Below are 23,238 nucleotides of genomic sequence, written 5' to 3'. Positions count from 1 at the left end.
TCAGACCCTTCTTTGATCAGACTTGCCGCTTCTTGAGGTCGCGCAGGTCGAAGAACGCGCCCTCGCCCATCAGCTTCCCGACGAAATCCTTCAACCCGCCGCGCTGGATCTTCTCGGTCGCGGTCAGCGGCAGGCTGTCGGCGAAGCAGATCCAGCCCGGCGCCTTGTAATAGGCCATCTGCTCGAGGCTCCAGCGCACGATCTCTTCGGCGAGCGCGCGGTCCGCGCCGGCCTTCTCAGTGATGATGACCGCCGCAACCTCGTCGCCGCGCACCTGGTCCGGCGTCGCCGCAACCGCGGCTTGCCGGATCGCGGGATGGCGGTTGAGAACGGATTCGACCTCGACCGCGGCGATGTTCTCGCCGGAGCGACGGATCACGTTCTTCTTGCGATCGACGAAGTGCAGGTCGCCGTCCGCATCACGCGACACGATATCGCCGGTGTGCAGCCAGCCGCCGGCCCACGCCTCGGTGGTGGCAGCCGCGTTCTTGAGATATTCGCGGAAGAAACCGTAGCGCGGATCGGCGCCGGCGCGCCGCACCAGCAGCTCGCCGGGCACATCCACCGGCGCATCATTGCCGCCGTCATCGACGATCCGAACCTCGATCTCGGGGGCCGGGCGGCCAAAACAGCTGGTGCCGACCTTGCGCGGCTCGACATTGGCGGCGATGACGCCGCCGCTGCCGGTCTCGGTCATCGCCCAGGCCTCCAGCAGCGGAAAGCCGAAGCGCTGCTCGAACGTGGCATGCAGCAGCTTGTCGACGCCGGCGCCGAAGCCGAAGCGCACGCTGTGCGCGCGGTCCAGCTCCGACGGCGGCGCGCTCATCAGCATCGAGGGCATCACGCCGAGATAATGCAGGCAGGTGGCACGGCTGTCGCGCACCGAGGCCCACCAGCTGCGCGGGTGGAAGCGATCGAGCATGGTCAGGCAGCCGCCGACCGACAGCATCGCCATCAGAGACACCGCCATCGCGTTCATGTGGAACAGCGGCAGCGGCGTGATCATACGCTCGCCGTCTGGCTTGAGGTCGATCAGCCCGCCGACGTCGCGATACCAGTTTCCGCAATGCAGGAAATAGGTGTTGGTGAGCACGCAGCCCTTGGGCTGGCCCGTCGTCCCCGACGTATAGAGCAGCGCGCATTCGCTTCCCTCGCTTGCCGCGGTCAAGGGCCGCGCACCGCCGAAGGGCGCGGGAACGTCGTCCTGATCGTCCACGACAGGGATCGGCCGGCCGGCCTGATGCGCGGCCAGCGCCACCTCCTCGCGCCGCTCGGCGAGGACGAACGCAGCATTCATCTCGGAATGCGAGATGATGTATTCGAGCTCGCTGAGACGGAGGTCCGGATTGATCGGCACCACGGAGACGCCGAGCGCATTGAGCGCGAACCACAGCTCGATGAAGACAGGCCTGTTCTGGAGCAGCAGCCCGACCCGGTGGCCTTCGCCGTAGCCGCGGCTCGCAAGCGCCGCGCGACGGCGCTCGACCCGGTCGAGCATCGCGCGGTAGGAAATCTCGCCCGTCGCAATGCCGTAGATGCCTGCGGTCTCCGGCAGCACGTTCAGGAAACCCGCCTCGCCGCGGCGGAGCGCGGTCTCTTGAAAACGGGCATGGACAGTGGTCGCAGCGGTCAAGGCAGTCTCACATGAAAAGCTGGATGTTGCCGAACGGCGCATCGAAATTGACGAGATCGACGCGCTTGAGCTTGATCTTCAGGGCATCACCGACCTGCACGAGCTCGTGCGAGGCCCATCCCGAATAGCGCTCCAGCATATCGCCGCGCGTCTCGGTGTAGATGTAGGAGGTCCGTACCTTGAACATTCCGGCAGCAGGATCGCACGCGACGATCCGCGGTGCCTGGAGCAGATGATGGCAACGGCTCTTCGGCTTCTGGCTGAAGGTGCGCTCGCCGGAGAGCCGCTCGACCCGCACCTTCAGCAGCAGCAGATCCTCGTACATCAGTGACGGCTGCAGCACCGGATCCTGCTGCTGCCATTCCAGCGGCATCCAGTAACGCCCTTCGGGGTGAAACAGATCGAGCCAGGCCTGCCACTCCATCGTGTCGAGCAGCTCCGCCTCGCGATAGATGAAGTCCGTGATGGTCTTCTCGTCGATCATTCCGCAGCCTCGATGCGCTTGTCCATGTCCATGGTGATGAATGCCGCCCAGGCGTGAAACTGGTTGCGCATCTGCCGCTCGGACGTGCCGTTGATCACCGCCGTGACGTCCTGCTCTTCATGGCCGTCGTAGAGCCGCCGCAGATTGACCCATTGATTGCCGTTGGACTTCAGTCCTTCCTGCGCCCGCTCATACATTTCGAGGTCGTCGTGGCCGACAATCGAGGTCGGCGCGTTGATGAAGCGGTTGTACATCAATGCGCGCTCGTAAAGCTTGTCGGGGGCGCCGACCAGGCGATAGACCCAGCTCTCGACCAGCGTCTTGTCGACCGCGATCGGGATGAAATTGCGCAGGATCTGGACAGCGCCTTTCACCATGATGTTCGGGAAGTAGACGGTGTTGTGCCTGACTTCGCCAAGGATCTCATGCGCGCGCTGCTCGCCATAGGCTGCGACCATCTGGTCCAGATAGCCCGGGATATCAGAGTAGTTCGAATGGATGGAGTTGGCGACGCCGGTGTGGCCGTGGCCGTTCGGCCAGATCCGGATGCCGCTCTGCTCGTAGAACTCGTACGGGCTCATGAAGGGACCGTAGAGCTGTACCGCCATCGGTGTTTCCGTGGAATCGCCCTGCTCGCGCTTCCAGACCTTGACCGCGGTGCCGGCCGAGCTCTCATGCGCCACCATCGGATGGCAGGTGTCGGTCTGGTTCTCGACCAGCATCTTCCAATTGCACGTGTGCATGTAGCGGATCGGCGTCGCCTGGACTGCGAGCTTGCCCTCCGGCGAGCGGTCGACCATGTTGTCGATGGTCGAAAGACTTTCGCCGAAATAATCCTCGAAGGAGACGCCTGAAACGCTCAGGCGAGCGAAGATGAAATCGCGGTAGATGACGACGTTCCTGACCTTCGACAACCCCTCATTCGCCTGGGTGTCGCCGAAGCCGGTGCCCTCGTAGCCCTTCTTCAGTGGGATCGCGAGCAGCGAACCGTCAGTCTTGAAAGACCATGCGTGATAGGGGCAGCGGAAGAACTTTCCGGTGTTGCCGCAGGGTTCGGACGCGATCTTCACGCCTTTGTGCGGGCAGCGATTGTAGAACACATGGATGGAGCCGTCGGTATGACGGCTGGCCATGACCGGCTGCCGGCCGATATTGGCGGTGATGAAATCGCCGGGTTTTGCAAGTTGACTGGCATGGCCGACATAGACCCAGCTGTTGGGAAACAGATGCTCCATCTCGAGATCGAAGATCTCGGGGTCGACATAGACGTCGCGATGCACCTCGGCCTCGCGCACCAGCGCCGCAATCGCGTGGGCATTCCCGCCGTATCTTTTCATGGCGTCCCTCGTCTCCCCTAGAGATCCAGCACCAGTCGTTCCGACTTCGCGCGTGACACGCAGATCTGCATGACCTTGTTGGACGCCCTCTCCTCGTCGCTGAGGATGACGTCGCGATGATCGGGGACTCCCGCGATCACGCCGCACTGGCAAATGCCGCAATCGCCGCGCCGACAGTCGTAGAGCACGTCGAAACGGGCCGCCTCCAGCGCCTCGATGATGGTCTGCCCCGCAGCAACGCCGACGACCTGCCCGGTCGACTTGATCTCGACCTCGAACGGCCGGTCAGGCGATGACGGCTGCTCGGACTTGAAGAGCTCGTAATGAACGCGATCGGCTGACACCCCGGCGGCGGCCGCAGCGGCCTTCACCGCCTCGATCATGCCCGAAGGGCCACAGACATAGACGTGGGCGTTTGCTGCGGCATCGCCGAGCGCCGCGGCAATGTCGAGGCGGGATTCATCGCTGTCGTAGTGGACGGACAGCCCTCCGGCGCAGATCTCCTGCAATTGCGGCAGGAACGCCAGCAATCCTTGCGTGCGCCCGGCATAGTGCAGGCGATATGAGCTTCCCCGCGCCGCCAGTTCCGCCGCCATCGACAGAACGGGCGTGATGCCGATGCCGCCGGCGAACAGCAGCGCCGGCGCTGCTCCCTCGTGCAGTCGGAAATTGTTGACCGGCGCGCTCGCCTTCACGACGTCGCCGACCTTGAGCGCGTGCATGAACTGCGAGCCGCCGCTCGAAGCGTCCTCGCGCAGGACACCAAGCGCCAGCGCATCTTCAGGAAGTCCCGGCAACGCCATCAGCGAGTACGGCCGGTCTCCGCCATTCGGGAGCGCGACGCGGAGATGCGCACCTGCCTGCCATTGCGGCACGACACCGTCCTCCACACCAAACACAAGGCTCCGTATGAACGGCGTCTCCGCGACATACGACCTGACCTTGAGCTTGAGCGGATGCACGTCCATTCAGGCATCTCACGGATTATATGAATTTGCATATTTTTAGACATGTAATAATTCGCTGTCAATCGTCAGCGTGGGGGGTAGGTCTGGATGTGCAATCAATGGATTGCCAGCTGGCTTCTCGGGCGATCGCCCGCTGGCAACGTCAGTGGCCAGCCTGGGGGCTCGCTACCGGTCTTTGCCGCCGGTCGCCAGGCCCGGCGCATCATGCGCTCCCCTGCGCTCGGCATCGAGCAAGGATACCAAGGGCGAAAGCCGGCGATAGGGCGATCCGGCGATACTTCGAGACACGTGCCCATCTCGGCACGCGCTCAGGAAGGCGGCAGGCGGCGTACCGGACGCGGCGAATGCAAGCTGGCCGACCTCATTCCAGAAATCAGAGCTTACAACCTGACAGCGCCGCTCGTCCCCACGTGAGGGCACGTCGCCATCAAGCGGCAGCCGCCTGGTACAGGCACTCGCGAAGCCAGGCGTGGCCTTTGTCCTCCTGATTGCGCGGATGCCACAGCGCGACGATGCGAGCGGGCGGCAGATCGAGCGGCGGGGGCGTGAGATCGAGCTCGTGGGCGAAGCGGATCAGGAAGCGCCGCGGAAGAGTGCAGATGCAGTCACTGTGCGCAAGGATGACCGGCGCCAGCGCATAGGTCTGGATCGAGACGGCAACGCGCCGGGAGCGGCCGAGCGCGGCAAGCGCGTCGTCGACGAGGCCCGAGAAGCCGCCACCATCGGCGGAGATCAGCAGATGGTCGAGCGCGCAAAAGCTGTCGAGATCGAGCGGACCGATGCCGCGGGGATGACCCTTGCGCTGCGCGGACAGGAAGCTGTCTTCGAACAGCGGCCGCTGCATCAGTTCGCCATGTGCGCGGTCGGCTCCCGTCACCAGGATGTCGATCTCTCCCCTTTCGAGCTGATCCACGACATCGCGCGCGGGGTGAATAAGGGCGAGCCGCGCCCGCTCGGCCATCGCGGTCAAGCGCGCGACCAGGCCGGGCGCCAGCGTCACGGCCGGATTCTCGTGGATGGCAACGACGAAGGTACGCTGGCTCTTGGCGGGGTCGAACTCAGCCGGCCCCTCCACCATGCGACGAAGCTTGCCGAGCACGTCCGCAAGCGCCGTCTGCAACTCCACCGCCCGCGTCGTCGGCACGACGCCGCGCCCGCTCGCGGCGGGTACGAACAGCGGATCGGCAAAGATCTGCCGCAGCCGGTTCAGCCGCGCCGAGAGCGCAGGCTGCCCGATATTGAGCCGGGAGGCCGCGCGCGTCACGTTCCGCTCGCGCAGGAGAGCCTCCAGAGCCAGCAACAGACCGAGGTCGATCTCGGCGAGATCGTTATCATCGGCCGGCCGACCCCGGCCGTGTTCCGCATCCTGCATCGGTGGCACCTCCGTCTGGGGCATGTCGCGACCGCGACGAGCCGCGATACGAGGGTTAGGGCCAAAACGCCGGCGTGAAAAGCTGGGCCAGCATCCTTTCCGATATCGACAATGTCGATGGGACCTATTGAGCCCGCGACTCTCCCCAAGGCCTGGCGCGCTTCGTACCTCATTGTCACCGCGGCCCGGGCAACCAGCCCTACGCCGCGGTCCAGTGGAGGACATCTTGATGATTCACGCGGCCAAGACCTATCAAGTCGGCGAAGCATCCGTCACGCGGATCGACGAGTTGCGGCTTGCCGCATTCAAGTTCGACGCGCTCTATCCGGGAGGCGAGCCAGAGGCGCTGGAGCGCAATCGCGACGAGTTGGAAGCGGGCTCGTTCGATGCTGCGACCGGCACCTTCATCCAGAGCATTCACAGCTGGCTGGTCAGGACACCGCACCACACGATCCTGATCGACACGGCCACCGGCAACGACAAGAACCGGCCGGAGATTCCGCCGCTTCACCGGCTCAACGAACCGTTCCTGGCGCGGCTGGCCGCAGCGGGCGTCACGCCGGAGCAGGTCGACTACGTGCTGCTCACCCACGTGCATGCCGATCACGTCGGCTGGAACACCCGTCTCGTCGACGGACGCTGGGTCCCGACCTTCCCGAATGCGACCTACGTCTTCTCCGCGATCGAGCAGGCCTATGGCGAGAGCCTCGCGACGGGCACAGAGCCGACCGGAACGGCCCGCCCTGCCCCGTCCCTCGGCCCCGCGCTGCGCAAGCCGGCCGACCATGTCTATGACGACAGCGTCCGGCCGGTGATCGAGGCCGGACTTGCCAGACTCATCGCAGTGGACGGGAGCGAGGCCATCGAGGGCATCTCGTTCGTCCCGACGCCCGGCCACAGCGTCGATCACGCCTCCATCCGCCTCGTCTCGCGTGGAGAGGAGGCGCTGTTCGCCGGAGACGTGATGCACCACCCGCTCCAGGTCTATGAGCCTTCACTCAATTCCTGCTTCTGCGAATTCCCGGAAGCCGCGTTGCGCTCGCGCGCCTTCGTGCTGGAGGACGCCGCCGAGCGGGGCTCAACCATCTTCACCACCCATTTCGCACAGTCATCGGTCGGCCGCGTCAGCCGCACCGGAGGACGCTTCACCTGGCAATTCGTCTGAACGGAGAACGATCATGAATCAGCACGCCAGCGCGCGCGTCGACAGGCCCAAGATCGTAGTCGAGGATCTCATGATCCCGAGCGACACGGCCGGAATTTCGCTTCACCTGCGCAACAAGCGCCCCGCGGCGCTCGAGACCTTCTCCGCCGAGCGAACCATCCTGATGATGCACGGCGCGACCTATTCATCGGGAAGCCTTTTCGATACGCCGCTCGGTGGCCTCTCGTTCATGGATCATCTCGCCGGCCATGGCTACGACGTCTTCGCTCTCGACGTGCGCGGCTATGGCCAATCGACCCGCCCGCCCGAGATGGACGCGCCGCCGGAGCAGTCCGCACCGCTCGTGCGCACCGAAGCCGGCGTGCGTGACCTCGCCAGCGCCGTCGCGCACATCCTGAAGCAGCGCAGGATCGCGCGCCTCAATCTGGTTGCCATGTCCTGGGGCGGCTCGGTGGCCGGCGCTTACACTGCAGGCAACAACGACAAGGTCGTCAAGCTCGCGCTGGTCGCGCCGCTTTGGGTGCTGCAGGGCCCAGCTCCGATCGATGCTGGCGGGCGCCTCGGCGGCTATCGCAACGTTCCGGTGCTGGACTTCAGGGAGCGCTGGCTTTCGGCTGCGCCGGAAGCGGCACGATCGAGCTTGATCCCGGCGGGCGGCTTCGAGCGCTGGGCCAATATCTCGCTCGCCACCGACCCGCTAGGCAGCGCGCAAGCGCCTGCCATCATGCGTGCAGTCAACGGCCCGATCCTGGACATCCGCGAATACTGGGCCGCGGGCAAGAGGCTCTATGACGCCGCCGACATTCGCGTGCCCGTGCTCCTGGTCCACGCGGAATGGGACCAGGACGTTCCTATCGACTCGGCGCAGAACTTCTTCCTTTCGTTGAAGCATGCGCCATACCGGCGATGGGTCGAGATTGGCGAAGGCACGCACATGGTTCTGCTGGAGAAAAACCGTCTGCAGGCGTTCGATGCGATCAACCAGTTTCTCGGCGAAGATTACAGCTAGCGCGGCGTCCTGCTGCACCGCGAAAATCACTCGCGCCGCAACATTCAAAAATGAGACTGCCAGTCAAGCCGAACGAGGCCGCGATGGGTGCAGCGCATCCGACTTCGGTTAGCTTTCCTCCAAAGCCGCGGGCTTCGAGAGCCACTGGCACCATACGGTTCGTCGCGGCAACAAGCGATGACACAGGGAGGAGCACATGTCGAAATGCAGCATCGGACTGCTCGCGTTGAGCAGCCTGTTTCTTTCGGGCGCGGCGATCGCCCAGGAAAAGATCAAGGTGGGCGTGACCGCAACGCTCGAGGGCACCTACACGGTGCTCGGCGAGGACGGCATGCGCGGCCACCAGACCGCGCTTAACGTGCTCGGCAAGAAGGTCGGCGACAAGGAACTCGAATTCATCGTCGCTTCGACCGATGCAACGCCGGACTCCGCCGTGCGCGCCGTGCGCAAGCTGATCGAGCAGGACAAGGTGCAGATCCTGCTGTCGCCGCTCTCCGGCGACGAAGGCATCGCGGTCAAGAATTTTGCCAAGAGCCATCCCGGGCTGACGTTCATCAATGCCGCATCCGGTGCGCAGGAAACGACCTATGTCGACCCGGCACCGAACTTCTTCCGCTACAACATGGACGGCGCGCAGTGGCAGATCGGCCTCGGCAAATACGCCTATGAAGAGAAGAAGTATCGCAAGATCGCGACCGTCGGCGAGGACTATTCCTTCATCTATACCCAGGTGTTCGGGCTGGTGCTCGAGTTCTGCGGCATGGGCGGACAGGTCACCAACCGGCAATGGGTGCCGCTGGGAACGAAGGACTTCGCCTCCGTCATCGCTGCCCTGCCCGACGACGTCGATGCCATCTATCTCGGGCTTGGCGGCGCCGACGCCGTCAACTTCCTCAACCAGTATCAGCAGGCCGGCGGGAAGGCGCATCTGATGGGCGGTTCCATCATGATCGACCAGACCATCCTGTCGTCGAAGGGCAACGCCAAGAACGCGCTGATCGGAACCATCGCGGCGAGCGGACAGGCCGACACCTGGGAGGATCCGGGCTGGCAGAAATTCGTGAAGGCCTATCAAGACGCCTTCCCGCCCAACAAGCGCTTCCCGAGCCCGTCGCTGCTCGCCACCAACTACTATAATTCAACCATGGCGCTGATCCTCGCACTGCGTCAGGTCAACGGCGATCTCTCCAACAACCAGGCCAAGTACAAGGAAGCACTGGCGAAGATCGAGCTCGACGCACCGAACGGCAAGATCAAGCTCGACTCCAACCGCCAGGCGATCGGCACCAACTTCGTCACCGAAGTCGTCGACGACGGCAAGGGCGCGCTGTTCAGCAAGGTCGTGAAGGTGATCCCGAACGTGAACCAGACGCTCGGCTACGACCCGGCCGTGTTCTCCAAGATCGGGCTGCCGAGCCGCACCGTGCCGGAATGTAAGAAGTACTGACGCATCACGTCAGGCAGACGCAACCGGGGAGCGACTCGCTGACGCGGTCGCTCTCCGCTCTTGCAATCTCGGCGGTGTTGTTGAAGGCTGGCCGAAAAGACAAGAACATTCGGGAGGGGAAGGCATGAGCCGTGCGCTCGCCGTCTTCCATGGCCGCTTCGGCCGGGCGACGGTTTATCAGTTGAACCGGCCTTTCAATATCCACGCCCATCGCGAAGGTCATCTGATCTTCCATGTCGGCGGCATGTCGGCATGCATCGATGTCTCCGAAGGGCATTACGATCTCACCGAGACGTCGGTCGTCGCCGTCAATCCCTGGGAACCGCACAACTTCCTGCCGACCGATCTTGACGGCGGCGCCATCTTCTTCGTGCTCTACGTCAACGCCGAATGGTTCGCGCCGGATGCCTCCGGCTCCGACCGGTTGCGCTTCGGCCGCACCCAGTTCAAGCGCACGCCAGCACTCGACAAGCACATCAGGCGGACCGCCGCGCTCGTGTGCGGCGCACCATCGCTCTCCAGTCTCGATTCCGAGCTGAGGCGGCTGATCGACATTTGCTACGATGAAAGCTGGCAGCAGGCCGAGATCGCGCGAGATCCGCGCGCAGTCGGTGCCGTCACCGACTTTCGCGTGCGCAAGTGCATCAAGATGATGTCGGAGAGCCCCGGCGCTGAAATCGAACTCGACACCATCGCGCGCGAATCCGGCCTGTCGCGACCGCATTTCTACCGGCTGTTCCGCGTGCAGACCGGCGTCACGCCGAACCTCTATCTCAACACGCTGATCATGGAACAGGCGCTCGAAGCGCTGGTGGCGAGCGAGACGCCGATCGCCGACATCGGCTTCGATCTCGGCTTTTCCTCGCAGAGCGGTTTCACGCGCTTCTTCGCCGCCAATGTCGGGATGGCCCCGACCGATTATCGTCGCGCCGCCAAGGTTTTGCGCGCCTGAGCGCAGACCACGAAAAGATACTCACGATCAAATGTCGTCCTCCCCGTCTGGCTAGGATGTCGGCAACGCGATCCCGAAAGAGAGGATCGTGAGTGACGGGAGGACGTTCGTCCATGGCAGGGCCAGCAGCCGGCAACGGCTTGCATGCCCCCTCGCCCCACTCGCGGGGAGAGGGTCGGGGTCGGGGAGAGTCTCCGCAAGCGCGGTGGCGGTTTGACTCGCGGAGAGCCCCCTCACCCGGCGCTGCGCGCCGACCCCTCCCCGCGAGCGGGGCGAGGTAAGCCATGAGCCGCTTCGTCGAACGCCATCCGGCCTGGGCGCTGATTACGATCATCGCGATTGCGGTCGCGCTCTGGCTGGTCTTCGCGGTCTGGCCGCCCGGGCTGGAAGAGGCGATCGGCCGCAAGCGCGTCTTTCTCAACGCGGTCTTCAATGGCATCACGCTCGGGGGCCTCTACTTCCTGGTCGCCAGCGGCTTCACGCTGATCTTCGGCCTGATGCGCAACGTCAACCTGGCGCACGGCTCGCTCTATCTATTCGGCGGCTATATCGGCTACGCCATCAGCACATCGTCCGGTTCGTGGATCCTCGGCTTCATCATCGCCTTCATCCTGACCGCTGCCGTCGGCGTGCTGCTGCAGGTGATCGTGTTCCGCCGGATGGAGGGTCAGGATCTCAGGCAAACCATGGTGACGATCGGATTGTCGATCGTGTTTGCCGATCTGATGTTGTGGGCCTGCGGCGGCGACTTCTACCAGATCCAGACCCCGAACTGGCTGATCGGTCCGATCGAGCTGCCGCTGATCACTGCGATCAAGTCCTCGGGCGAGCCGGTCTATCTCAGATATCCCATGGTGCGGCTCGTGATCTTCATCGCGTCCGTGATCATCGGTGTGGCGATGTGGCTTGCGCTCAACCGCACCCGGATCGGCATGATCATCCGTGCCGGCGTCGACGATCGCGATATTCTCGCCGCGACCGGCGTGCGCATCCAGCTCGTCTTCGTCGGCGTGTTCGCCTTCGGTGCTGGGCTTGCGGGCATCGCCGGCGTCGTCGGCGGCACCTTCCAGTCATTGTCGCCCGGCGAAGACATCCGTTTCCTGCTGGCGTCCCTCGTCGTCGTGATCGTCGGCGGCATGGGCTCGATCCCGGGCGCCGCGCTCGGCGCGGTGATCATCGGCCTCGCCGAGCAGCTCGGTTCGGTCTACATCCCGACCTATGCCATCGTCGTGACCTTCCTGATCATGGTGCTGGTGCTGGCGATCCGGCCGCAAGGCCTGTTGGCGAGGCGCTGAGATGTCGCTCGCCCACGATGCCCGCCTCGCCGTAGGCCGCGCCACCGAGGCGCAGCGCGCGGCCCGGACCTGGCCGGAGATCAACAACCCCGCCGCCTGGGCCGTCGCGGCCATCCTCGTAATCATGCCGCTGATCGCGAGCAGCTTTTTTCTGATCGAGATCTTCGCGACCACGCTGATCCTCGGCACCATGGCGCTGAGCCTGATGTTTCTTGCCGGCTATGGCGGCATGGTCAGCCTGATGCAGCTCACCATTGCAGGTTTTTCGGCCTACATGGTCGCCGTGTTCGGCGTCAGCGGCAACGCCAATATCAGCCTGGGCTGGCCGTGGTGGCTCGCAGTGCCGATGGCGCTGGCGCTGGCGACCGCGTTCGGCACGCTCGGCGGCGCGCTCGCGGTGCGTACCGAAGGCATCTACACCATCATGATCACGCTCGCCATTGGGGCTGCCTTCTACTATTTCACCAATCAGAACTGGGCGATCTTCAACGGCCATACCGGCATCAACAACGTGGCCACGCCGCGCTTCTGGGGCGTGAACTGGCGCGCCGACATTCCCTTCTACTACATCGTGCTCGCCGTCGCCGCGTTCTGCTATTTCGCGGTCCAGTATGTCGCGCGAGCGCCCTTCGGACTCGCCCTTCAGGGCGTACGCGACAATCCGCGGCGCATGGCGGCGCTCGGCTTCAACGTCAACGCGCACCGGATCGCGGCCTATGCCTTCGCATCCTTCATTGCGGCGCTGGCCGGCGTGCTCCAGGTCTGGAACTACCGCCAGATCTCACCGGGCTCGGTCAGCGTCGGGGCCTGCATCGACGTGTTGATCATCGCCGTCGTCGGCGGTATTACGCGCCCGATCGGGCCGTTCATCGGCGCGCTGACATTCGTGCTGCTGCGGACCTTCGCGCTCGACTTCCTGGTCCGGCTAGGACTCGACGGCAACCGCTTCCGCCTGCTGATCGGGCTCGGCTTCCTCGCCATCGTGTTCTGGTCCTCGGACGGCGTCATCGGCCTGTGGCAGCGCTGGCGTCAGCATCAACGGCGCGAGGTGAGCCGCTCCGGTAGAGGGCGCGGTCATGGATAGCGTCGCCCAGCGCCTCTCCGCCGTCGGTGCCGGCGCTGCGCTGGAGCTGCGCGGCGTGACGCGGCTGTTCGGCGCGCTCGCCGCGCTGACCGACGTCACCATCACGGTGCGACCGGGCGAGCGGCGCGCCGTGCTCGGCTCGAACGGTGCCGGCAAGACCACGCTGTTCAACTGCATCACAGGCGATTTCCCGCCCTCCTCCGGCACCATCCGCTTCTTCGGCGAGGACGTCACGCATTTCCCGCCCTATGAGCGCATCCGTCGCGGGCTGCGCCGCACCTACCAGATTTCGGCGCTGTTCCCCGGCCTTACCGTGCAGGACAACGTCTATCTCGCCTGCCGCGGCGTCTCGCGCGGACGTTTCTCGTTCCTGCGTCCGGGGCAGAACGACGCACTGATGCATGCCGCGGACAATCTCGTGCAGGCCGTGCATCTATCCGCCGTGAAGGACCAGCGCGTGGCCGAGCTCGCCCACGGCCAGCAGCGCCAGCTCGAGATCGCGCTGGCGCTCGCAGGCGCACCGCGCTTCGTGCTGTTCGACGAGCCGGCCGCGGGCCTGTCGCCGACGGAGCGGGCCGAGCTGATCGAGATCCTGACCTCTCTGCCCGCCCATATCGGCTACATCATCATCGAGCACGACATGGACGTCGCGCTCCGCGTCGTCGAGAGCGTCACGATGATGCACAACGGGCGCGTCTTCAAGGAGGGCCTGCCGGAAGAGATCCAGTCCGACCCTGAGGTGCAGGAGCTTTATCTGGGAGGCGGCCATGAATGAGGCCCGCCGCAGCAATCCCGCGCTCGAGGTTCGCGGCCTCGACGTCTATTACGGCCACTCGCACGCCCTGCAAGGCGTCGATCTCACGCTGGATAGCGGCGTGTTCTCCGTCGTCGGCCGCAACGGCATGGGCAAGACCACGCTGTGCAAGGCGATCATGGGGCTGGTCGGCGTGAGTGGCGGCTCGATCCGCGTCCGCGGCGAGGATGTCACGCGGCGGCCGCCGGCCCAGATCGCCCGGCTCGGCGTCGGCTATGTGCCGCAGGGCCGCCGCCTGTGGCGCTCGCTCAGCGTCGACGAGCATCTGCAGCTCGCCGGCGGCCTGCGTTCGGGCGCATGGACCGTCGAGCGCATCTACGACACATTCCCGCGCCTCGCCGAGCGCAAAGGCCACGGCGGCGGCCAGCTCTCCGGCGGCGAGCAGCAGATGCTGGCGATCTCGCGCGCGCTGCTCACCAACCCGCACTTGCTCATCATGGACGAGCCGACCGAAGGCCTCGCGCCCGTCATCGTCGCGCAGGTCGAGGAGATGCTGCTGCAGCTGGGCGAAGACGGTGACATGTCCGTGCTCGTGATCGAGCAGAACATCGGCGTCGCCACCGCGATCTCGCGCAACGTCGCGATCATGGTCAACGGCCGCATCAACCGCATCATCGACTCCGCGCGCCTTGCCGCAGACCGCGAGCTGCAGCAGCGCCTGCTCGGCGTCGGGCTTCATGCGGAGCTCGAGACGGATATCGACGTCGCCGCTTCCGGCGCCGAAACGACACCGACACCGGCGCCACGGCGGGACGGGCCGGTGCGCATCTACATCTCCAACCCGACGCTGCCGACGCGATGGTCGCAACCGGTGCCGATCGCGCGCATCGAGGCCGCGGCGCGGACGCTCTCGACGCAAGTCGCGCGCGTCGACGAGACGGCGCGGCGCAAGCGCGAGCCGGCGGCGGCGCAGGCCTCGGGCCCGCCGGTGGTGCTGGTCGTCGGCACGCTCGACACCAAGGGCCAGGAGCTGCGCTACATCCGCGACATCATCGCCGAAAGCGGCCTGCGGACGCGGCTGGTCGACGTCTCGACCAGCGGCAAGCATTCATCCTGCGACGTCTCCGCGCAGGAGATCGCCCTGAACCACGGTCGCGGCGGCTCCGCCGTGTTCGGCACCGACCGTGGTGCCGCCGTGACAGCAATGGCGGACGCGTTTGCCAACTGGTTGCGGCGTCAGGGCAATGTCGCCGGCGTGATCTCCGCCGGCGGGTCCGGCGCGGCCTCGCTGGTCGCCCCAGGCATGCGCGGCCTGCCGGTCGGTGTGCCCAAGCTGATCATCTCCTCCGTCGCCTCAGGCGATGTCGGGCCCTATGTCGGCCCGGCGGATATCACGATGATGTACTCGGTCACCGACGTACAGGGGCTGAACTCGATCTCGCGCGCGGTGCTCGCCAATGGGGCCAATGCGCTCGCCGGCATGGTCAAGGCGCGGCTCGACACGCGTGCCGCCACGGCGCGCGAGGCCAGCGGGCTGCCCGCAATTGGCATCACCATGTTCGGCGTCACCACGCCGGCCGTGCAGAAGATCGCCGCCGACCTGCGCGGCGATTTCGAATGCCTGGTCTTCCATGCCACTGGCGTCGGCGGACGCTCGATGGAGAAGCTCGTGGAGTCCGGCCAGCTCGCCGGCGTGATCGACCTCACCACGACTGAGGTCTGCGACCTCCTGATGGGCGGCGTGTTTCCCGCGACCGAGGACCGCTTTGGCGCGGTCATCCGCAGCCGCCTGCCCTATGTCGGCTCGCTCGGCGCACTCGACATGGTCAATTTCGGCGCGCCCGACACCGTTCCCGAGCGCTATCGCGGCCGCAAATTCCACGTCCACAATCCGCAGGTGACGCTGATGCGGACGACCGTGGAAGAGAACGAGCGCATGGGCCGCTGGATCGGCGAGCGGCTGAACCAGATGGATGGCCCGGTGCGTTTCTTCCTGCCCGAGGGCGGCGTCTCCGCCCTCGACGCACGAGGCCAGCCGTTCTGGGATCCGGATGCCGACGCCGCGCTGTTCCGCACGCTGGAGCGGACCGTGCGGCAGACCGGCAACCGCCAGCTCATTCGCATCCCTAAGAACATCAACGATCCCGATTTCGCCGCCGCCATCGTCGGTGCGTTCCGAACCCTGTTCGGGCGCACCGGGGTGCGGCGGAGAGTAGCGAGGTGACCGATGGCCAGGTTTGAACGCGCGGCGCTGCTGAAGAGGTTCCGCGACATGGCAAGGCGCGGCGAGCCGATCGTCGGCGGCGGGGCCGGCACCGGGCTCTCAGCCAAATGCGAGGAAGCCGGCGGCGTCGACCTCATCGTCATCTATAATTCCGGCCGCTACCGCATGGCCGGGCGTGGCTCGCTCGCGGGCCTGATGGCCTATGGCGATGCCAACGCCATCGTGCTGGAAATGGCGAGCGAAGTGCTCCCCGTGGTCGACCAGACCCCGGTGCTGGCGGGCGTCAACGGCACCGATCCCTTCCGCGACATGGACGTCTTTCTCGACCAGCTGAAGGCACTCGGGTTTGCCGGCGTCCAGAACTTTCCGACCGTCGGCCTGATCGACGGCACCTTCCGCGCCAATCTCGAAGAGACCGGTATGTCCTATGCGCTCGAGATCGACATGATCGCCAGGGCGCACGACAAGGACATGCTGACCACGCCCTACGTGTTCAGCGAGAAGGAAGCCGCAGCGATGGCGATCGCCGGCGCCGATATCATCGTCTGCCACATGGGTCTGACCACCGGCGGCACGATCGGTGCGCAGACCGCCTTGAGGCTCAACGACTGCCCGGCGCGGATCGACACCTGGGCCAATGCCGCGCTCAGCGTCAATCCGGACATCCTGGTATTGGCGCATGGCGGCCCGATCGCCGATCCGGCCGACGCCGATTTCATCATGAAGAACACCCGTCATTGCCACGGCTTCTACGGCGCGTCCTCGATGGAGCGGCTGCCGGTGGAGCGGGCGCTGACGGAACAGGTGCGGCAATTCAAGGCGATCGGCGCGCGATAACGTCTGATTGGTTCGAGGGAGGAAAAGATGTCAGGGATGTTGGTCGGTGAATTGATCCTCTGGCTGATCGTCGCGATCATCGTGATCGTGGTTGGCGTCTATATCGTGAACTGGCTCTACCACCGCTCCTCCAAGGAGACATCGTTCGTCCGCACCGGCTTCCTTGGCGAACGCGTGGTGATCAATGGCGGCGCCTTCGTGCTGCCGTTCATCCACGACTACACGCCCGTCAATATGAACGTGCTGCCGATGGGCATCGTACGGTCGAAGCAGGATGCCGTGATCACGCGCGACCGCATGCGCGTCGACATCGAGGCCGACTTCTACGTCCGCGTGCAGCCGACCCGCGAGGCCGTCTCGATCGCCGCGGCGACGCTCGGCCGCCGCACCCTGGAACCGGGGCAGCTCCATGCGCTGCTGGCCGGCAAGTTCATCTCGGCGATCCGCTCGGTCGCCTCCGAGATGACCATGGAGGAAATGCACGAACGTCGCGGCGACTACGTCGCGCGGGTCAAGACCGAAGCGGCGGAAGCTCTCGCCCAGAACGGCCTCGAGCTGGAATCGGTCGCGATCACCGATCTCGACCAGACCGACCTCGAGTTCTTCAACCCGTCGAACCGGTTCGACGCCGAAGGCCTGACCCGGTTGATGGAGGACATCGAGGCTAGGCGGAAGCTGCGCAACGACATCGAGCAGGATTCGATGATCAAGATCCGCTCCCGCAACCTGGAAGCCGAGCGGCAGGCGCTCGAGATCGAGCGCGAGAGCGAGACCGCACGCCTGGAGCAGGAACGCGACATCGAGATGCGCCGCGCGCTTCAGCGCACCGAAGTCGCCCGCGAGCGGGCCCTGCGCGAGACCGAGGCCGAACAGGCGCAGATTTCCGCCCGCGAGGCCATCGAGCGCGCCCGCATCGCCAATGAGCAGGCGATCGCCGAAGCCCGCATCGCCTCGGAGCGCGAGACCCGCCAGAAGGAGATCGAGCGGACCCGCACGATCGAGGAAAAGGAGCTGCTGGCGCGCGAGGAGATCGAGAAGACAAGGATCGCCAACCAGCGCTCGATTGACACCACCCGCATCGCCTCCGAACGCGAAGTGCGCCAGCGCGAGATCGAGCGGATGCGTACGGTCGAGGAAGCCGAGATCGCCGCGCGCGAGGCGATCGAAAAGGCCCGCATCCAGCAGGACCGCGTCGTCACCGACGCCCGCATCGCCAACGAGGAGGAGACGCGCCGCCGCGAGATCGAGCGGACGCGCGCGGTCGACGAGGCCGAGATTGCAGCACGCGAGGCCACCGAAAAGGCCCGCATCGCCCAGACGTTGATCGTCAATGTCGAGCGCATCTCCTCCGACGAGCGTACCCGCGCGCTGGAGATCCAGCAGGTGCGAACCATCCAGGAGGCCGAGATCGAGGCCCAGCGCGCGGTGGAAGCCGCCCGCATCGCCCGCGAGCGGACGCTCGCCGCCGAGCGCATCGCCGCCGAGCAGAACACGCGGCAGCTGGAGATCGAGCGCAACCAGGCGCTCGACGTCGCCGGCATCGCCGCACGCGAGACCACGGAAGCTTCGCGCATCGCGCAGGAGGAGCGCGTGCGCTCGCTGGAAATCGCCCGCAACCGCGCTGTCGAGGAAGCCGATATCGCCTCGCGCGAGGCGATCGAGGCAGCCCGCATCGCCCAGGAAAAGACGGTCGCGGCCGAGCGCATCCAGGCCGAACGGGAAACGCGCGCGCTGGAGATCGAACGGACCGGGATCCTGGATGCCGCCGAGCTGAAGCGGCGCGACGCCATCGAGCGGCAGCGCATCACGGTCGATCTGGCACTCGAGGCCGAGCGCATCAATGCCTCCAAGAAGCGCGAGGTGCTGAACATCGAGCAGAAGAAGGCGATCGAGATCGCGGACGAGGACCGCGTCATCGCGCTGTCCACCAAGAAGTCCGAGCGGATCGACGCCGACCGCCAGGTCCGGCAGGCCGAGATCGTCGCGCGCAAGGAAGTCGAGACCACCGACGTCTCGCGCGAGCAGGCCCTGGAGGCGGCGCGCATCGAGCGGCGCCGCGCCATCGAGCAGCTCGAGGTCGCCCGCGTGCAATCGCTCCAGGAGGCCGAAATCGCCGCGCGCGAGGAGGTCGAGCGAGCCCGCATCGCCTCCGACCGCGGCCTCGACGAGGCTCGCATCGGCCGCGAGCGCGAGCTGCGCAAGCTCGAGGTCAATCGTGAGAAGGAGGTCGAGACCGTCCTGATGGAGAAGGCGATCGCGATCCACACCAAATCCCTGGAAGAGTCCGCAGCCAAGGCCTCTGCCGAGGAAGCCCGGATGCGCGCGACGGAAGCCACCGAGCGCGTCGTCACCGCGCGAGAGAGCGAGATCGCCAAGCGTCGCAAGACGGTCGAAATCCTGCTGGCCGAGAAGCAGGCGGAGGAGACCCGCATCGCGGCCGAAGCCGAGCGTGTGCGCGCCGCCGTCGAAGCCGAAGCGCAGCGCATGCTCAACGAAGCCGAGAACGTACTGACAGACCAGGCGCGCTACTCGCTGTTCCGCAGAAAGCTGCTCGACCGCATCGAAGGCATCGTGCGCGAGAGCGTCAAGCCGATGGAGAAGATCGAGGGCATCCGCATCCTCCAGGTCGACGGCCTCAACGGCAACGGCCATGGGAACGGCAATGGCGGTCGCAGCGCCACCGACGAGGTGATCGACTCGGCGCTGCGCTACCGCGTCCAGGCGCCGCTGATCGATTCCATCCTGTCGGATATCGGCGTCGAAGGCGGCAGTCTCGCCAAGATGCCGGGGCTGATCCGTGAAGCCCGCGACATGCAGGGCATCAAGGAGGCCGCGCGCAAGGGTAGCGGCGGAGGTGGTGGCGGTGGTGGTGACAAGCCGGCGGCTTCCTCGCCTGCGACCGAGGGCGGCGAGCCGCCGGCCGAGCGCGGCCCGCGGAAGAAGAGCTGAGGTCTCAAGCGATGGCCCGCGTCTACGTCTCCACCGTCGTCAACGCCCGCAACGACCGCGTCTGGGCGCGGGTGCGCGATTTCAACGGTCTGCCGAACTGGCATCCGGCCATCGCCGAAAGCCGGATCGAGGGCGGCGAGCCCTCCGACAAGATCGGCTGTGTCAGGGATTTCCGCCTGCGCAACGGCGACCGCATCCGCGAGAAGCTGCTCGGCCTCTCCGACTTCGACATGTTTTGCACCTACTCCATCCTGGAATCGCCGATGGGCGTCGAGAACTACGTCGCCACCCTGCGCCTGACGCCCGTCACCGACGGCGACCAGACGTTCATGGAATGGACGGCGGAATTCGACTGCGCGCCGGAGCGTGAAACCGAGCTCGTCAACAACATCGGCGGCGGCGTATTCCAGGGCGGCTTCGACGCCCTCAAGCGCGTGTTCGGAGGCTAGCCGTGCCGCATATCGTCAAGAGCACGATCCTGAACGCATCGACCGACGCGGTGTGGGACGTGCTGCGCGATTTCAACGGGCACGACCGCTGGCACCCGGCGGTCGCGACCTCCTCCATCGAACGCGCGCAGTCCGCCGACAAGATCGGCTGCGTCAGGCGGTTCAAGCTCAAGGACGGCTCGGAGCTACGCGAACAATTGCTGGCGCTGTCCGATCTCGAACAGACCTTCAGCTATTGCCTGCTCGATACGCCGGTCCCGATGTTCAACTACGTCGCCCATGTTCGCTTGCTGCCGGTGACCGACGGCGACCGCACCTTCTGGCACTGGGAATCGCGCTTCACGACCAAGCCGGAGGACAAGGACCGCATCACCCACATGGTCGCCGAAGACATCTATCAGGCCGGATTTGAAGCGATCCGCCGCCATCTGAAGGAGGCCGCCTAAGCCATGGCCGTGACGGTAAAGACTTTTGCGAATGCGAGCGAGGCGGCTGGCGCGCTGTCGTCGGACCGGAGCGCGCGCTATCTCGGCGGCGGCACGCTGGTGATGCGGGCGCTGAACGAAGGCGACGTCTCGATCTCGACGATCGTCCGGGCGCGGGACCAGGCGCTGACCCGGATCGACGCCTCAAGTCCACGCATCACGCTGGGCGCCGGCGTCACCTTCGCGCGCGTGCTCGCCGAGCGCGACCTCGCCTTCCTGCATGCCCCCGCCCGCTCGATCGGCGGTCCTGCCGTGCGCAACATGGGCACGGTCGGCGGCAATCTGTTCGCGCCGAACCCTTACGGCGATTTCACCGTGGCACTGCTGGCGCTCGACGCCACTATTGCGGTTCAGGGCGGCTTCGGCTCGCGCGATATTCCGATCGAGGAGTTTCTGCAGGGGCGCGAGCGCCAGGCCGGGACTTTGGTGCTGTCGGTGTCCTGCACGCGGCCGGCAAGCAGCGAGGCGTTCCGATATCGCAAGATCGCCCGCATCAAGCCGAAGGGCGGCTCGGTGATCACGCTTGCCGCGCATCTGCCGGTCAGCGGCGGACGGATCGCGGGTGCGCGGATTGCGCTGGGCTCGATGGCGCCGACCCAGATCCGCGCTCGCGCCGTCGAGCGCGCGCTGGAGGGCCGCTCGCTGGATGCGGCGACCATCGCAGCTGCGGCCTCTGCCGCCACAGAAGGAACATCGCCCTCAGACAACGCGCTCGGCAGTGCCTGGTATCGCCGCGAGATCGTCGGTGTGCATTTGCGGCGCCTGCTGTCGGGACAGGAATAGCTCGCCATGACAAAAATCCCCCTGCAGTTTCGCCACAACGGCCGCGACGTCGCGATCTTCGTCGACGGCGGCACCAACCTGCTCGTCGCGCTGCGCGAGCTGATCGGCGACATGACGCCGAAATTCGGCTGCGGCCAGGGTGGCTGCGGCACCTGCAGCGTGCTGATAGACGGCGAGCTTCACCTCTCCTGCCTGACGCTCGCCGAGACCGTCGCGGGCCGTTCGGTCGAGACACTCGACGGCATGAAGCAAGGCCCGAACCTGCATCCGCTGCAGCGCGCCTTTGCCGACAACTTTGCTGCCCAATGCGGCTATTGCACGCCGGGCATGCTGATGGCCGCAAAGGCGCTGCTCGACCGCAATCCCGCCCCGAGCCGGGCCGACGTCATCGAGGCGATCTCCGGCAACATCTGCCGCTGCACCGGCTACGAGCCGATCATCAATGCCATCCTCGCCGCCGCGGGCGGCCGGGCCAGCGCCTGAGGTCAGACCATGCTGGAACTGCGCAAGGACATCTTCGCCGACGAGCGCGACGATAATTTGAAGGAGATCGGCAAGGGCACGCAGCGGCAGGACATGCTCGGCCACATCACCGGCACGTCCAGCTATTTCAACGACCACCAGCTGCAGGGCATGCTGCACCTGAAGGTCGTGCGTTCGACCCAGGCCCATGCAAGGCTGCGCCGCATCGATACCACCGAGGCCGAGCGCTCGGCCGGCGTGCGCCGGATCATCCGCGGCGCGGACGTCCCACGCAACTTGAACACGCTGCTCAGCCTGATCAACTTCGGCAAGGACGACGAGCCATCGCTGGCCGTCGACAAGGTTCGCTACAAGGGCGAGCCGATCATCGCCATCGTCGCCGACAGCGAGCGCGAGGCGTTCGAGGCGATCGCGAAGGTCAGGATCGACTACGAACCGCTGCCGACCGTGTTCGACGTCGAGGACGCGCTGAAACCGGGCGCGCCCGTCGTCAACGAGACCTATCCGAAGAACGCCTTCATCTATCACGACGTCTATGATCACCAGCGCTTGCGCTTTGGCGATGCCGATGCCGCGCTCGCGACCGCCGACCACGTGCTCGAACAGCGCTATCAGATGTCGCCGATCGAGCACGCGCCGACCGAGACCAACGGCGCCATCGCCGCACCCGACACCAACGGCCGCTACGTCGTCTACACTTCGACGCAGGCGCTGTTCTTCTCGGTCGACACCTGCGCCAAGATCCTAGACGTGCCCTCCAACACCTTCCACTTCATCGGCGGCACCGTCGGCGGCGGCTTTGGCGGCAAGGTCGACACCTTGACCGAACCGCTCGCGATCCTCGGCGCCATGTTGACGGGGCGCCCCGTCCGCTACGTGTTTGGCCGCGAGGAGGAGATGCAATACGGCCCGCCGCGCGGCGCCGAGCGCATCTACATCAAGGACGGCGTGATGCGCGACGGCCGCATCGTCGCGCGCAAGATCCGCGCCTATTTCGACAGCGGCGCCTATACGCGGCTGTCGAGCTATGCCGCCGTGAAATGCGCCGCGCACCTGCCGGGCCCCTACACCATCCCGAACGTCTATGGCGACGTCTATTGCGTCTTCACGAACCGCACGCCGGCGACCGCCATGCGCGGCTTCGGCGTCACTGCGATGGACTTCGCCATCGAATGCCAGATGGACAAGCTCGCAAACCTCGTCGGCATGGACCCCATGGAGTTCCGGATCCTGAACGCCTATCGCGACGGCGACATGAAGGCGCACCGGCGCGAGGCCAAGAACACCGCGCTGATCGAGTGCGTCCAGATTGCCGCCGAGAAGGCCAAATGGCCGATCCGCGACGAGTTTAAGCGCGCCTCCTCGCGCAAGGACGGCGGCGGCAGCCGCGCCGTGATCCCGCCAACACCGACGGATTCGCGCAGCCGGCCCGCTGCGCCGGCGCAGCAGCGCACGACCTACGACCGCGCGCCGATGACTGCGACGCGAGAGCCGCCGCGCGAGCCCCCGCCGCCGGCGCCGCCGCCTC

20 protein-coding genes are annotated in these 23,238 nt (G+C 65.8%); 15 read left to right on the top strand and 5 right to left on the bottom strand.

From position 1 onward, the window contains the following. Nucleotides 1–16: 16 nt before the first annotated feature. From I6F33_RS04805 to I6F33_RS04785, 5 genes are all read right to left on the bottom strand, one after another. On the bottom strand, nt 17–1,633 hold the full coding sequence (locus I6F33_RS04805; RefSeq protein WP_225141336.1) for an ATP-dependent acyl-CoA ligase: 1,617 nt from the start codon (nt 1,631–1,633) through the stop codon (nt 17–19). A gap of 7 nt (nt 1,634–1,640) precedes the next feature. Beyond that, the gene (locus tag I6F33_RS04800; protein ID WP_225141334.1) at nt 1,641–2,117 is read right to left on the bottom strand and encodes an aromatic-ring-hydroxylating dioxygenase subunit beta; all 477 of its coding nucleotides are present in this window, start codon (nt 2,115–2,117) and stop codon (nt 1,641–1,643) included. Continuing rightward, complete coding sequence (locus I6F33_RS04795; protein WP_225141332.1) at nt 2,114–3,454, bottom strand: Rieske 2Fe-2S domain-containing protein; 1,341 nt, start codon at nt 3,452–3,454, stop codon at nt 2,114–2,116. Before I6F33_RS04795 ends, I6F33_RS04800 begins: the two co-directional genes overlap by 4 nt. Nucleotides 3,455–3,471: 17 nt before the next feature. Beyond that, a complete protein-coding gene (locus I6F33_RS04790) occupies nt 3,472–4,422 on the bottom strand; it encodes a PDR/VanB family oxidoreductase (protein WP_225141330.1) in 951 nt (316 codons plus the stop codon). Nucleotides 4,423–4,849: 427 nt separating this feature from the next. Next, nucleotides 4,850–5,794: a LysR family transcriptional regulator gene (locus tag I6F33_RS04785; RefSeq protein ID WP_109145846.1), complete on the bottom strand. Its 945-nt coding sequence runs from the start codon at nt 5,792–5,794 to the stop codon at nt 4,850–4,852. 229 nt (nt 5,795–6,023) lie between these two features. Here I6F33_RS04785 and I6F33_RS04780 point away from each other — a divergent pair, with 229 nt between their 5' ends. From I6F33_RS04780 to I6F33_RS04710, 15 genes are all read left to right on the top strand, one after another. Next, nucleotides 6,024–6,959 (top strand): MBL fold metallo-hydrolase, encoded by a 936-nt coding sequence (locus I6F33_RS04780; RefSeq protein WP_225142017.1) that lies wholly within the window; start codon nt 6,024–6,026, stop codon nt 6,957–6,959. A 13-nt stretch (nt 6,960–6,972) separates the two neighbouring features. Further along, on the top strand, nt 6,973–7,968 hold the full coding sequence (locus I6F33_RS04775) for an alpha/beta hydrolase (RefSeq protein WP_225141328.1): 996 nt from the start codon (nt 6,973–6,975) through the stop codon (nt 7,966–7,968). 196 nt (nt 7,969–8,164) lie between these two features. Then, nucleotides 8,165–9,415 (top strand): ABC transporter substrate-binding protein, encoded by a 1,251-nt coding sequence (locus I6F33_RS04770; RefSeq protein WP_036013367.1) that lies wholly within the window; start codon nt 8,165–8,167, stop codon nt 9,413–9,415. Nucleotides 9,416–9,539: 124 nt separating this feature from the next. Further along, nucleotides 9,540–10,367, top strand: a complete 828-nt coding sequence (locus I6F33_RS04765; RefSeq protein ID WP_225141326.1) for an AraC family transcriptional regulator — start codon at nt 9,540–9,542, stop codon at nt 10,365–10,367. Nucleotides 10,368–10,651: 284 nt separating this feature from the next. Further along, nucleotides 10,652–11,662 (top strand): branched-chain amino acid ABC transporter permease, encoded by a 1,011-nt coding sequence (locus I6F33_RS04760; RefSeq protein WP_036023789.1) that lies wholly within the window; start codon nt 10,652–10,654, stop codon nt 11,660–11,662. 1 nt (nt 11,663) lies between these two features. Continuing rightward, nucleotides 11,664–12,746 carry a branched-chain amino acid ABC transporter permease gene (locus I6F33_RS04755; protein WP_225141324.1) on the top strand — a complete coding sequence of 361 codons (1,083 nt, stop codon included), beginning with the start codon at nt 11,664–11,666 and terminating at the stop codon, nt 12,744–12,746. Continuing rightward, entirely contained in the window at nt 12,739–13,521 is a 783-nt protein-coding gene (locus I6F33_RS04750) for an ABC transporter ATP-binding protein (protein WP_036023786.1), read from the top strand. The genes I6F33_RS04755 and I6F33_RS04750 overlap by 8 nt, the downstream gene beginning before the upstream one ends. Beyond that, complete coding sequence (locus I6F33_RS04745; protein WP_036023785.1) at nt 13,514–15,724, top strand: ABC transporter permease; 2,211 nt, start codon at nt 13,514–13,516, stop codon at nt 15,722–15,724. Before I6F33_RS04750 ends, I6F33_RS04745 begins: the two co-directional genes overlap by 8 nt. Nucleotides 15,725–15,727: 3 nt before the next feature. Then, on the top strand, nt 15,728–16,561 hold the full coding sequence (locus I6F33_RS04740) for a phosphoenolpyruvate hydrolase family protein (RefSeq protein WP_074448191.1): 834 nt from the start codon (nt 15,728–15,730) through the stop codon (nt 16,559–16,561). A gap of 27 nt (nt 16,562–16,588) precedes the next feature. Next, nucleotides 16,589–19,510 carry a flotillin family protein gene (locus tag I6F33_RS04735; RefSeq protein ID WP_036023780.1) on the top strand — a complete coding sequence of 974 codons (2,922 nt, stop codon included), beginning with the start codon at nt 16,589–16,591 and terminating at the stop codon, nt 19,508–19,510. Nucleotides 19,511–19,521: 11 nt separating this feature from the next. After that, nucleotides 19,522–19,959 carry an SRPBCC family protein gene (locus tag I6F33_RS04730; RefSeq protein ID WP_036023778.1) on the top strand — a complete coding sequence of 146 codons (438 nt, stop codon included), beginning with the start codon at nt 19,522–19,524 and terminating at the stop codon, nt 19,957–19,959. A 2-nt stretch (nt 19,960–19,961) separates the two neighbouring features. Continuing rightward, a complete protein-coding gene (locus I6F33_RS04725; protein WP_074448192.1) occupies nt 19,962–20,405 on the top strand; it encodes an SRPBCC family protein in 444 nt (147 codons plus the stop codon). Nucleotides 20,406–20,408: 3 nt separating this feature from the next. After that, complete coding sequence (locus tag I6F33_RS04720) at nt 20,409–21,227, top strand: xanthine dehydrogenase family protein subunit M (RefSeq protein ID WP_036023774.1); 819 nt, start codon at nt 20,409–20,411, stop codon at nt 21,225–21,227. A gap of 6 nt (nt 21,228–21,233) precedes the next feature. Then, a complete protein-coding gene (locus I6F33_RS04715; protein ID WP_036023772.1) occupies nt 21,234–21,710 on the top strand; it encodes a (2Fe-2S)-binding protein in 477 nt (158 codons plus the stop codon). Nucleotides 21,711–21,719: 9 nt separating this feature from the next. Further along, a partial coding sequence (locus I6F33_RS04710; protein ID WP_225141322.1) for a xanthine dehydrogenase family protein molybdopterin-binding subunit occupies nt 21,720–23,238 on the top strand: 1,519 nt, incomplete at its 3' end.

The sequence above is a fragment of the Bradyrhizobium sp. BRP20 genome (genome assembly GCF_020194215.1).
Lineage (GTDB): Bacteria > Pseudomonadota > Alphaproteobacteria > Rhizobiales > Xanthobacteraceae > Bradyrhizobium > Bradyrhizobium yuanmingense.
The sequence above is the reverse complement of the archived record's forward strand: the minus strand, read 5'-3'. Positions and strand labels throughout refer to the sequence as shown.